The following is a 13,906-nucleotide window of genomic DNA, read 5'->3' on the forward strand; positions in this document are numbered from 1 at the left end:
AATTTTAAACTTATTTATTTTATACTTAGTATTTTAATATGTATTATGTTTTACTTATAAAATGTATTTTAAAGTTGCATTATCTATTTATCTTTATGTTGTGTATTTAAAATATACAATTTTTTATTTTTTTACTTTTCAAATGAAATTATTCAACATGATATATTAGTATTTCATACATTTATATACCATATTTAAATCTTTGTTATACAAAATAAAACATCATATTTAGCATGCATAAAATCAATGTTTATAAAATATTAATTGTTATTTTTATTTATAATTAATTCAAGTTTAGCATGAATTGTATTACTTTTCTCTTGTTAACATACTTTTTAAAAATTTGTAAAATTATTGAATAAACTTTTTAATGTTTATATATTATTTATTTGTTTAGACATTAAGAACGTTTAATTTATACTACAATACTAATAAATGTAGTATTTTATCTTTATTGATTAAAACAATAGAAATAACTTTATATTTTTTATTAATTATAATTCCTATTTCAATTTTAATAAAAAGTTTAGTATTAATTTTTTAAGTTGTCTCTTATATTTAAAACATTAATAATAATATTTCCAATTTTGTGAAAAAATTTTATTACAAGAAATATTTATATGAATTTATTGATTTCGTGTTTTATTGGATTTCGCTATTTTTTTAGTAAATCTAGAACTTTCCTGAACAAATTAACCAACGTATTATCTATTATTAGCATGTCATGCGGAGTATCTGCTGTAATAACTATTATTTCTATTATGAATGGATTTGAAGATGAATTTAAAAATCGTATTTTAAATTTTATTCCTCATATTATTGTTAGTAAAAACAATAATAATATGAATAAATTTAGTATTAATCAACATGACTTGATTTCAAAATATGTAAAAAAAATATCTGAAATAATTATTAGCGACGTTATTATTCAAGGTAATTCTGCAATTTCTATTGGTTCAGTATTATCTATGCACTATCAACAATACAATGTTTTTAAACCTTATTTAAGAAATGATAACTATTTAAAAATTTTAAATAAAAATAACTATGATGCAATAATAGGACAAGGATTAGCAAAAAAATTAAATATTAATATTGGTGATAAATTTGCATTAATTCTTCCGAATTTTCGTCCATTTTTTTCATTTAAAAATATGCCTAATAGACGTATATTCAAAGTAATTGACACTTTTATTACTAATACTGAAATTGACGATTATCAAGTATTAGTAAATCATCAAGATTTATCTAACTTTTTGTGTTATCCAAAAGATCACATTACAGGATTACGATTATGGTTAGAAGATCCATTAGAAATTGATAATTATTTAGAACATTTACATTTATCTGATATAAAAATAAAGAACTGGAAACAAAGTAGAGGTGAATTGTTACAAGCTGCAAAAATAGAAAATTATATGATGATATTTTTGTTTAGTTTAATTGTAATGGTGTCTATATTTGGTTTATTTGTATCTGTTAGTTTATTTATTATGAATAAAGAAAAAGATATTGCTATATTTCAAACATTAGGTTTATCTAAATGTAATATTATGTTAGTTTTTATATTTCAAGGAATGTTAAGTGGTATAATAGGAACATTATTAGGTACAATATTAAGTTTTTTAATTATGAACAAAACAATTGGAATTATGTCTATGATAAAATTATTTTTTCCAAATATTTCATTGCCTTGCATTATTTTTTTTCGTCAAATTATAACAATTGATGTGATATCTATAATATGTATTTTATTATCTACCGTTTATCCTGCTTGGAAAGCAACTACAATATTTCCATCAAGAAGGTTATCTTATGAATAATATAAACTTGTTAAAATGTAGTTCTATATGTAAATATTATCTCAATGGAACAGTAAAAAATTATATTTTAAAAAATATTTCCTTGGTATTAAAAAAAGGCGACATGCTTTCTATAATCGGTGCTTCTGGATCAGGAAAAAGTACTTTTTTGCATATCGTAGGAGGTCTTGATTCCCCTAGTTCAGGAGAAATTTTTTTTTAGGCCAAAATATACATAGTATTTCTAATAAAAAACAATCTATATTAAGAAATTATCATTTAGGTTTTATATATCAACTGCATCATCTACTATCGGATTTTAATGTTATTGAAAACGTTACTTTACCTTTACTTATTCAAAAAAAAAGTAAGTTATTTGCATTTGAAACAGCATATAATGTTTTAAAAAGTGTAGGAATAGAAAAAAAAATTAAAAGCTTTCCTTCAGAATTATCAGGAGGAGAACGACAAAGAGTAGCTATTGCAAGAGCATTAGTTGCGAAACCTAGTCTTGTTATAGCCGATGAACCAACTGGAAACTTAGATAAAAAAAATTCCAATCGAATTTTAGATCTATTTTTTAATCTTAATAGTATACATAAAATTACTTTTTTAATAGTCACCCATGATATGGAATTTTTTAAAAATATACCATTAAAAATGCAATTGAAAACTGGAACGTTATATAAAATAGATTCTTAGAAAGGAAATTATAGAGTGATTTATTTATCTTTGTTAATATCTAGAAAACTTAACATTCAGTTTAAAAAAAATAGTATAAACTATTTAGTTTCTATTGTTGCTAAAATTGGTATATTCTTAGGAGTATTAGTATTAATTATAAGTTTTAGTGCATTAAATGGATTCAAACTTGAATTAAATAATAGAATTTTATCAATACTTCCGCATGGAAAAATTTTACCTACAAAGCATCCATTTCAAAATTGGAAAAAAATTAAAAATTTGTTAAAATTTTCACCCGATATCATATCTATAGTACCATATGTAAGTACTACAGCATTAATAAATCATATAAACGGAATTAAAGGAATTCAACTAAAAGGATTAAACTTTGATAGTGATCATGAACCAAATAATTTATATAAATTTATAAATAAAAAAACATTAAAAAAAATAAAAAAAAATAAATATCAAATTATTCTCGGAAAAAGTATAGCAACATACTTGTCTATTCATAAAGGAGATTGGATAAATATTGCTTTATCTGATAATTATAACTCTTCAATATTATATCCTAAATACGTTTCTTTACAAGTATTAGATTTTTTTAATATAAATAGTAGTTTAGATGATACGTTAGCATTAGTTCCTATTTCGGATTTACAACGATATTTAAATATGCGTTCTAATATTTCAGGATTAGAATTATCTATAAAGAATCCATTTGATGGAAATAAGATTTTTAAAAAAATTCAATATAACTTACCAAATAATTTTATTATTAAAAATTGGATGATAGAATATAATTATATTTATCATGAAATTCAATTAGTAAAAACTATCATTTATTTCACTATGACATTAATTATTATTATTTCTTGTTGTAGTATAGCTTCAATTACTTTATTCAATATATCAAAAAAAATACATAGCATTGCAATATTCAAAACTTTAGGAATAAATAATAATTCGATTAAGTTTATACTGTTAATTTATGGTATAAAATCTATATTTAAAATTGGATTATTATCTGTATTACTAAGCATGATATTATTATTCAATTTTCAGTATTTCGTATATTATATAGAACAATGTTTGGGTTACAAATTAGTACCTAATACTGTTTATTTTATTGATTTTATTCCTATTTCTATTGCTTGTTCAGATATTTTTTTAATATTTTTCATACTTTTTATAACAGGATTTATAACTAGTTATTATCCTGCAAATTATGCTAGTAAAATTGATCCTGCAACAATCTTAAAAAATATTGAATAGATTGCTGCATTAAAATGTACTTAAATGTAAAAATATAGTGAACTACATATTAAATTTTTTAATTAAAAATCATTAAGGTAAATGATGCAGGTAACTAACCGAAGGCTTAAAAACACACGTTATAAAAAACACAAAAGAAAAATTCATCAACGTTTTCGGAAAAATATTTTTGAACGCGAAATTAAAAGAATATTTTTTAATACGCAATATTTTTTAAATAAGATCAAATCTTTTTTTATATGATATACATCACGTATTTCATATTGTTTAAAAAAAGTAATAGTATCACTTTATAACAACTTCTCAAATGATTTAAGATCATAAGTTTATTATTAAACTATTACAAATGGCAACATTTAAGATGTTTTTATATATTTTTTAAAATTCTTAATTTTACAATAATGATTGGTATAAAAATGACTATTAAAGTTGGTATTAATGGATTTGGGCGAATAGGGAGAATGGTATTTAGATTAGCTCAATCTCGTTCTGATATTGAAGTATTAGCTATAAATGATTTCATTGACACAAAATATATGGCATATATGTTAAAATATGATTCTACACATGGACATTTTCCTGGAACTGTAAAAGTTAAAAATAATGTTCTTATTGTAAATAATAAAAATGTTTTTATAACTAATGAAAAAAATCCAGAACGTTTGTTATGGGGAGATTTAAACATTGATATAGTGATAGAATCTACAGGAGTATTTCTAACTACTAACGAAGCATGTAAACATATACAGTCTGGTGCTAAAAAAGTAATAATAACTGGTCCGTCAAAGGATAATACTCCGATGTTTGTAAAAGGTGCTAATTTTGAAAAATATTCAGGTCAAAAAATAGTTTCAAATGCATCTTGTACTACTAATTGTTTAGCACCTATAGCAAAAATAATAAATGACGAATTTGGTATTATAGAGGGATTAATGACAACAGTTCATGCTACTACTGCTGCACAGAAAACTGTAGATGGATTATCATATAAAGATTGGAGAGGAGGTAGAAGTGCATTGCAAAATATTATTCCTTCTACAACAGGAGCAGCTCAAGCTGTTGGAAAAGTATTACCTGAATTAAATAAAAAATTAACAGGAATAGCTTTTCGTATTCCTACAGCAAATGTTTCTGTAATAGATTTGACTGTTCGTCAAGAAAAGTCAGCTACTTATTCAGATGTGTGTCAAAAAATAAAAGATGCTTCTGAAACAAATATGAAAAATATTATTGGTTATACCGAAGAACCAGTTGTATCAACAGACTTTAATGGAAATGAGCTAACCTCTATTTTTGATGCTACAGCTGGATTATGTTTAAATAATAATTTTATGAAATTAATAGCTTGGTATGATAATGAAACTGGATATTCTAGTAAAGTGTTAGATTTAGTGGAATTAATTTATTAAAAGTAGAAAAATTTAATATTTAACATTCTACTTTAAAAAATCTATAAATTTCATACTGGCATTATATTTTATAATGTCATATGAAATTTATAATAAATGAGATGTTTAAAAATAATAATTTTTATAATATTATTGTGATATACATGTAAACGCAATATATATGTTTATGTTATTTGTAGTTCTTTTTTTAATTGTTGCGTCCATTCAATAACTCTTTTTTCACTTTTTTTTGATTGTCGATCTTCATCTATAGCTAATCCTAAGAAATATTGATCATTATATAATGCTTTAGAATCATCAAAAAAATAATCATTAGTTGACCATTTTCCAATAAAATTTACATGTGTTTTTTTAATATTGTTAAACAATATTCCAATACCATCACAAAAATATTCAGAATAATCTTCTTGGTCTCCACATCCAAAAAAAGCAATAGTTTTATTGCAAAAATTTATTTTTTTAAAAATTGGTAAGAAATCATCCCAATCACATTGTAGCTCGCCATAGTACCATGTAGAAACACCTAATATAACAGTATTATATTGTTCTATATCTTCTTGTTTAGAGTCAGCAATATCATAAATAGTAGAAATATTTTTTCCAAGACATGTTTGAATACGCGCAGCTATTTTTTCTGTGTTTCCTGTATCACTACCAAAAAAAATACCTATATTAGTTGTCATATATAATCCTATTTAATAAAATGAAATATTTATTAATATTTTTTAATAAATGTATATTTTATATAAAAAATTGAAATATATTTTAATTAAAATAGTTAACATATTAAAAAATAATGTAGATTTATCATATTGTAATATAAATTAATATTTTATTATTAAACATATTTTACATTAATTTTACAATTAAAATAGCACTATTACTTCATAATATATGCGTAAAAATAAATATAATAAAAATATTTATAAAAATTTTGTTCTAATAAAGGAAGTTATTAATATAATGATAATTAATCTTGTTTGGTTTCGAAGTGATCTACGTGTACGTAACAATCCCGCACTTTACTTTGCTTGCAAAAATAATGAGTCAATTGTATTGGCTTTATTTATCTTATCTTCGAAACAACAGAAACTTAATGTTTTTTCTGACAAAAAAATCAGTCTAATATATAAAAATATTATTGCTTTAAGTAAAGAACTAAGAAAACTTAACATTATTTTATATTATTATGAATCTACTACTTTTTTAAAATCAATAAATTATCTTGTTCAATTCTGTAAAAAAAATAAAGTAAATAATTTATATTACAATTATGAATATGGATTTTTTCATCAAAAAAGAGATATTATGGCAATGAAGATACTTAAAAATCATTCCATTTTTTCGTATGGATTTCATGGTTCTACATTGATACAACCTGGAAAAATTACAAATAAAACAGGAAATATGTATAAAAAATATAGTTTTTTTAAAAAAAAATGTATTCAAATGTTAGAAAAAAAACAATTAAATTATATTTTTACAATCAAAAAAAGAAAAAAAATTGTAAATAACCTTAACTATAAAATTTCATCATTTCACTTCTCTTTTAAAAAATTTAATGAACAACTATTTCCAATAGGAGAAAAAAAAGTAATTAAAAAATTAAAATTGTTTCTTAAAAATAAATTAAATAACTATAATAGTAATCATAATAGTATTTTATTAAATAGTACTAGTATGATTTCTGCTCACTTATCTATTGGAGTACTATCACCTTTACAGTGTTTATCACTTTTATTTAAGTATCATGCAAGAACACATAAATATTCTATTGAGAAGTGTTCTTGGATCAACGAATTAATTTGGCGCGAATTTTTCAAACATTTATTATATTTTTATCCATTACTATATAAAGAAACAACATTATGTAATTGGGAAAAAAACATAACGTGGAAAAGTAATACAAAACATTTTAATGCATGGAAAACAGGAAAAACAGGATTTCCTATTGTAGATGCTAGTATGAGGCAATTAAACCAAATAGGATGGATACACAATCGCTTACGCATGATTACTGCTAGTTTTTTAGTAAAAAATTTATTAATTAATTGGAAAAAAGGAGAAAAATATTTTATGTCACAACTCATTGATGGAGATTTAGCATTAAATAATGGGGGATGGCAGTGGATATCTTCAGTAGGTAGCGATAGTGTTCCGTATTTTCGTATCTTTAATCCTATTTTGCAATCTAAAAAATTCGATCCAAAAGGGATATTTATCAAAAAATATATTCCTGAATTAAAAAAAATTTCTTCAGTTAGTATTCACGATCCTAGTTTATGGAATAAAAAAGTAAAAAAAGAAATTAATTATCCTCAACCGATTGTTGATTTTTCTCATTCTAGAAAAGAAGCATTAACTATATTTAGGCGCGCAAAATATAAATTATAACTATATAAAAAACTAATTTATGAAAAACATTACATTAGAAAAAATTATTAATAAAAAACTTAATTCTTTTCAGATTCATGATGTTATTCCAAATGGATTACAAATAGAAGGAATTCAAGAAATTAAAAGAATCATAACTGGGGTTACAGCGTGTCAAGAATTATTAGATATTGCGGTCGAAAAAAGAGCTCAAGCTGTAATTGTACATCATGGATATTTTTGGAAAAATAGTGAAAGAACTATTACAGGAATATTAAGAAATAGAATAAAAACTATACTTGAAAATAATATTAATTTATATTGTTGGCATTTACCTTTAGATCTTCATTCTGAATTAGGAAATAACGTTCAAATAGGAAAAATTCTCAAATTGCAATTACAAGGGTATATATTACCATTAGTTCCTTGGGGAATTTTCGAACAAGAAGTGACTGAAGAGCAAATGTTAAATATAATAACACAAAAGTTCAATAGACTTCCTTTTCACTATAAATGTAATGCATCTAAAACTATTCGTAAGGTGGCATGGTGTAGCGGGAAAGGACAGGGTTTTATCCATTCTGTTGCAAAACATGGAGTTGATGCATTTTTAACTGGTGAAGTATCGGAAGAAACAATTCATGTTGCTAAAGAAAAAAATTTTCATTTTTTTTCAATAGGACATCATGCTAGTGAATGCGGAGGAATAATAGCATTAACTAATTGGTTAAAAAAAATAAGTAACTTAGATGTTACTTTTATTGATGTTCATAATCCCGTTTAACGTAATTAAACATTAATTAAACGTAATTTTATATATTTTAATTTAATTTTATTGAAAAGCATTTGAGAATAATTCATGTCCTAGTAGTTTACTTTTTTAGCAATATATTTTTCTAATTATTTAAAATTTATTGTATCTTATATATTTTGAACTATAAAAGACCTTGTTTGAATCATGATATAAAAAAATAAATATACCAATATTACTGGTAATATTTATCATTTTTTAAAATAAAAATTTATATAATAGACTTATTACATGTTAAAAATTACTAATTTTTATTATTAGAAATTTATAACAATATTAAATTAAAAATTGTTTCCTAAATTTTACTACTGATTAAGGATCATTATGCAAAAAGACAAATTTAAAAAAAAATTAGATCTTTTATGTTTAACACGAGTTAGTAAACGTTATTTAGATAATATGCATCAAAAATTCTTAAAAAATCCTAATTCTATAGAAGAATCTTGGCGTTCTTTATTTTTAAAACTATCACACGTAACTAGTACAAATAATAAACCAAAAATATGCCGAAATAGAAGCTCTGAAGATCAAACAAACATCAAATATATAGCATCTAATATAATTAGCACTTTTCGCAATACAGGACATATATATTCAACTTTAGATCCCTTAAATTTAAAAAAGTACGAATCTTTTCCTAAATTAGAAATATTTTTAAATAAAAAAAATACCGAAATTATTGATCAACCTTTTTCATTAAAACTTGCAAATTTTTCTTTTCATACAATCACTTTGAAAAAATTATATTCTATATTATTTAACATATATTGCAATAATATAGGATATGAATATATGCATATGAGTTGTCTAGAAGAAAAAAAATGGATTCAAAATTACATTGAACGTGATTTTGAAAAAAATGCATTTACCTTACAAGAAAAAAAATGTTTATTAAACAATTTAATTTCAGCAGAAACATTAGAAAAATATTTTTCTTTTAAATTTCCTGGATCAAAACGTTTTTCTTTAGAAGGAGCGGAATCATTAATACCTATGTTGCAAGAAGTAATTAATTGCGCAGCGAGATATAATATTAAAAAAATTATATTAGGTATGTCTCATCGAGGTAGATTAAATGTATTAATTAACATTCTTGATAAACCAATTCAAAATGTATTTAATGAGTTCTTTGAAATTGCTAAAACACAAAATAGTACAAATGGAGATGTAAAATACCATATGGGCTTTAATAAAGATAGAATTACTCAATTTGGAACTATCAATTTAGATCTGAAGTTTAATCCCTCACATTTAGAAATTATTAATCCAGTAGTAGTCGGTTCTACTCGAGCATATCAAGATAATATCACAGCACATGATAAAAAAAATATTTTTTCTTTAGTACTTCATGGAGATGCAGCTATTTCTGGTCAAGGTGTAGTACAAGAAATTTTAAATATGTCTCAAGTTAGAGGATACAAAGTAGATGGGACTATACATATAGTATTAAATAATCAAATAGGATTTACTACATCTGATTCGAACAGTTTAAGAAGCAGTAAATATTGCACTGATATCGCTAAAATGATTGAATCACCTGTATTCCATGTTAACGCTGATAATCCAGAAGCAGCATTATTTATAATGCGCTTAGCTACTAGTTTCAAAAATCGTTTTAAAAAAGATGTATTTGTAGATCTTGTTTGTTATAGACGTCATGGACATAACGAAGTAGATGATCCATTTATTACACAGCCAGTTATGTATTCAGTAATTAAAAAACATCCTACTGTTTGTAGTATCTATAACAAACAGTTAATAGAAACAAAAGTTATTAATCAAGACTATATAAATCATGCCATAAAAAAATATAAAAAAAAGCTTGACGAAAAGTATTCGGAATATACAAATGGAACAAAACCAAAACATGAACGTTCATTCCATAAAAATGATTCTATTATAATTTGTTCTAAAAAAATTAAAAAACTTTCTGAATATAATTTAAAAGAACTAATTAAAAAAATTAATATTCTTCCATCTAATATTGTAGTTCACAATAGAGTTTTAAAAATATACAACGATAGATTAGAAATGGCAAATGGAAATAAACTTATAGATTGGGGTGCAGCTGAAGCATTAGCATATGCTGCTTTATTAAACCAAGGAATTTCTTGCCGATTGTCTGGTGAAGATGTGGGAAGAGGTACATTTTCTCATAGGCATGCTATTATTCATGATCAAAACAACGGTACTTTATATATTCCTTTGCAACATATACATGATCAACAAGGAAAATTTTATATTTGGGATTCTGTATTATCAGAAGAAGCAGCATTAGCTTTTGAGTATGGGTATTCTATTAGTCAAAAAAATACATTAACTGTTTGGGAAGCACAATTTGGAGATTTTGCTAATGGAGCACAAGTTGTAATTGATCAATTTATTTGTTCTAGTGAAAAAAAATGGGGTATTTCATGTAATTTGGTACTACTATTACCGCATGGATATGAAGGACAAGGACCGGAACATTCTTCATCTCGATTAGAGCGATATCTTCAATTGTCTGCCGAAAACAATATAAAAATTTGCATACCTACAACTGCTTCTCAAATGTATCACATATTATATAACCAATTATGTGATTCTATTGTCAAGCCTTTAATTATTATGACACCAAAATCTCTTTTACGTTATCCATTATCTTTTTCGCCTTTGTTAGAATTTGAAAAAAATAATTTTCAAACAGTTATTGATGAAATTGACGACATAAATATTGCATTTGTAAAAAGAATTATTTTGTGTTCTGGAAAAATATATTACGATTTATTAAATCAAAGACGTATAAATCGACAAACTAACGTAGTTATTTTAAGAATAGAACAATTATATCCATTTCCTAATGATGCTTTATCAAAAATACTACAATTATACTCGCATATTAATGATTTTATATGGTGTCAAGAAGAACCATTCAATCAAGGTGCATGGCTTCATAGTAAATATTACTTAAATAAAATATTATCCAGAACATCTGTTTTGGATTGTATAGGACGCCCTGAATCTTCATCTACCGCTACCGGATATATGAATGTTCATAAAAAACAACAGAAAAAATTAGTACATGATGCTTTAAACGTAAGTTAAAATAAGAGATAATAATGAATAAAATTAATATTCTTGTTCCTGAACTTCCTGAATCAGTCAACGAAGCTATTGTTGCATCATGGTATAAAAACCCTGGTGATTCTTTAAAAGAAAATGAAATATTAGTAGACATTGAAACTGATAAAATAGTTCTAGAAATACCATCATTATTTGATGGAATATTAGAAAGTATCATTGTAAAAAAAGGGCAAAAAGTAATTTCAGGTCAAATTATAGGAACGTTAATTAAATCAGCTGCAAATAATCATTTACCAATTAGTCATCGTAGTAAAAATGAAATTGTTGAAATACAAAAACAATTCACTTTTTCTAAAAATTATCTTAGTCCTATGGTAAGGCGGTTAATATCAATACATCATTTAAAAAATATTTACATTCAAGGTAGTGGAATAAAAGGTCGCATAACTCGCGAAGACATAATGAAATATATAAATAAAAATAATGTAAATGTTCATAATAAAAATAATTATGAGTGTCAAAAAATACTTAAAGAGAAACATAATAATCGAAATATTAAACGTATACGAATGAGTGAATTAAGAAAAAAAATTTCTGAAAGACTATCAACATCCAAAAATAATTCAGCTTCGCTAACTACCTTCAATGAAGTTAATATGGAGTCTATTTTACATTTAAGACAAGAGTATGGAGAATTATTTAAAAAAAAATATAATGTTAAATTAGGATTAATGCCTTTTTATGTAAAAGCCGTTATAGAAGCACTTAAATGTTTTCCAGAAATTAACGCTTCCATTGATCAAGACGATATTATCTACTATAAATATTTTGATATTAATATTGCTATATCAACACCTCGTGGATTAGTAGCTCCTGTACTAAAAAATGTCGATTTAATGAGTATGTTTGACATTGAAAAAAATATTCAAACACTAGCTCTGAAAGGAAAAAATTCTAAATTAACTATAGACGAATTACAAGGAGGAAACTTTACCATTACTAATGGTGGAATTTTTGGATCTTTGTTTTCTACTCCGTTAATTAACCCACCTCAATCAGCTATTTTAGGTATACATGCTATTAAAGAACGACCAATGGTTGTAAAAGGTAGCATAAAAATACTTCCTATGATGTATTTAGCATTAACATATGATCATCGTTTAATAGATGGAAAAGAATCAGTAGGATTTTTACTAAGAATAAAAGAACTATTAGAAGATTTTAATAGAATTACTATTAGTGTTTAATATATAAACATTATCATTAAACATAAAAAACTATTTTTTGGTGCTATGATAAATCTTAGCACCAATATAAAACATTGCATTTATGAATATATTATAACTGCTCTTCTATTTTTTGAATAAGCATCTTCTGTATTCCCAATTTTCGCTGGTTTTTCTGAACCATAAGATACGGTAGAAATTTGATTAGACGGTATTCCTTTACTTTCTAAATATAATTTTACTGCTTCAGCACGACGTTTTCCTAAATCAATGTTATATTGTTTTGGTCCTCTTTTGTCAGCATGTCCTTCAATAACAACACTTGCTTCAGGATGATTATACAAAAACGTAACAGTACTATTTAATATTTTAGAAAATTTTGCATTGACATTAGATGTATTTAAGCCAAAATAAATTGTATTATCTTGTTGCACATCATCAAATGGTTTAATGATATTAGAATCTTCTTGAGTATCTATTATAGGATTATTTTGATCCGCAATTATTGGATTAAGTTTGTCTTTCTGAAAACTACATGAAAACATTGCTATTATTGGCAAAAAAAGAGTTAATATTTTAAATATTTTATTTAATTTCATTCATAGTTCCTATGATTCAATACGTTTTTATATTATTTTGAATATTGTGTATTACAAACTTTAAAATATTTGATGTTAATGTCAAATATAAATATATAAAATTATTTTAATATATATTTAATGTTAATATTAATAATAATGATATAAAAATGTGTTTATGTTTTTTATTTATTAAAGTATAATTTTAAAACTACTTGACATTCTATAAATTTTGTATATAAAACAAATTTCATTTTAATCTATATTTGTACTTTTGTACAAATATTAAATTATACGGAAATATTTAATTTATATAAATAATAATATTTTTTATTTTAAATTTATCACTCATAAAAAATAAATCAACTTGTGATTAAATTATTTTTTATACATAAAACATTTAACAATGTATAAAATGCAAACATTATAACAAATAATAATTCGTTTAAATTATGGTATACAAACTATAAATTTATTATACATCAAATACAATTGGCAATTGAAAAATTAAATTAATATTTTAATGAAAAATAAAAAAAAATATAATGTTATTACTTTGATTACTAAACGTATTTTATCATGAATCTAACAAAATATTGTTAAATAATTTACATAGTTATTTAAAAATTTTATAATATTACACAATATATGAAAGCTTACATTTTGCATATATAACTATTTTGAA

9 protein-coding genes and 1 pseudogene are annotated in these 13,906 nt (G+C 23.6%); 8 read left to right on the forward strand and 2 right to left on the reverse strand.

Annotated elements, in window-relative coordinates:
* The first annotated feature begins 620 nt into the window (after positions 1 to 620).
* From U0T59_01370 to gap, 4 genes and pseudogenes are all read left to right on the forward strand, one after another.
* Complete coding sequence (locus U0T59_01370; protein XBC43093.1) at positions 621 to 1,823, forward strand: FtsX-like permease family protein; 1,203 nt, start codon at positions 621 to 623, stop codon at positions 1,821 to 1,823.
* A pseudogene (locus U0T59_01375) lies at positions 1,816 to 2,504 on the forward strand (ATP-binding cassette domain-containing protein). Before U0T59_01370 ends, U0T59_01375 begins: the two are co-directional and overlap by 8 nt.
* Positions 2,505 to 2,519: 15 nt before the next feature.
* Positions 2,520 to 3,761 (forward strand): FtsX-like permease family protein, encoded by a 1,242-nt coding sequence (locus U0T59_01380; GenBank protein XBC43094.1) that lies wholly within the window; start codon positions 2,520 to 2,522, stop codon positions 3,759 to 3,761.
* 416 nt (positions 3,762 to 4,177) lie between these two features.
* Positions 4,178 to 5,170, forward strand: coding sequence for a type I glyceraldehyde-3-phosphate dehydrogenase (gene gap, locus U0T59_01385; GenBank protein ID XBC43095.1), 993 nt, complete (start codon positions 4,178 to 4,180; stop codon positions 5,168 to 5,170).
* A gap of 164 nt (positions 5,171 to 5,334) precedes the next feature.
* On the opposite strand, the gene fldA is transcribed toward gap, so the two are convergent.
* Positions 5,335 to 5,853, reverse strand: coding sequence for a flavodoxin FldA (gene fldA / locus U0T59_01390; protein XBC43096.1), 519 nt, complete (start codon positions 5,851 to 5,853; stop codon positions 5,335 to 5,337).
* A gap of 280 nt (positions 5,854 to 6,133) precedes the next feature.
* On the opposite strand from fldA, the gene phrB reads away from it, so the two are divergent.
* From phrB to sucB, 4 genes are all read left to right on the forward strand, one after another.
* Entirely contained in the window at positions 6,134 to 7,564 is a 1,431-nt protein-coding gene (phrB, locus tag U0T59_01395; protein XBC43097.1) for a deoxyribodipyrimidine photo-lyase, read from the forward strand.
* 19 nt (positions 7,565 to 7,583) lie between these two features.
* On the forward strand, positions 7,584 to 8,327 hold the full coding sequence (locus tag U0T59_01400) for a Nif3-like dinuclear metal center hexameric protein (protein XBC43098.1): 744 nt from the start codon (positions 7,584 to 7,586) through the stop codon (positions 8,325 to 8,327).
* Positions 8,328 to 8,678: 351 nt separating this feature from the next.
* Entirely contained in the window at positions 8,679 to 11,438 is a 2,760-nt protein-coding gene (locus U0T59_01405; protein ID XBC43099.1) for a 2-oxoglutarate dehydrogenase E1 component, read from the forward strand.
* A gap of 14 nt (positions 11,439 to 11,452) precedes the next feature.
* On the forward strand, positions 11,453 to 12,664 hold the full coding sequence (sucB, locus tag U0T59_01410) for a dihydrolipoyllysine-residue succinyltransferase (GenBank protein XBC43100.1): 1,212 nt from the start codon (positions 11,453 to 11,455) through the stop codon (positions 12,662 to 12,664).
* Positions 12,665 to 12,744: 80 nt separating this feature from the next.
* Here the strand turns inward: sucB and U0T59_01415 are convergent, their stop codons facing one another.
* On the reverse strand, positions 12,745 to 13,242 hold the full coding sequence (locus tag U0T59_01415) for an OmpA family protein (GenBank protein ID XBC43101.1): 498 nt from the start codon (positions 13,240 to 13,242) through the stop codon (positions 12,745 to 12,747).
* Between the last annotated feature and the right edge of the window lie 664 nt (positions 13,243 to 13,906).

Origin of the sequence: Buchnera aphidicola (Meitanaphis flavogallis), from assembly GCA_039830035.1 — a bacterium.
In the GTDB taxonomy this organism is placed as follows: Bacteria; Pseudomonadota; Gammaproteobacteria; order Enterobacterales; family Enterobacteriaceae; genus Buchnera_B; species Buchnera_B aphidicola_AZ.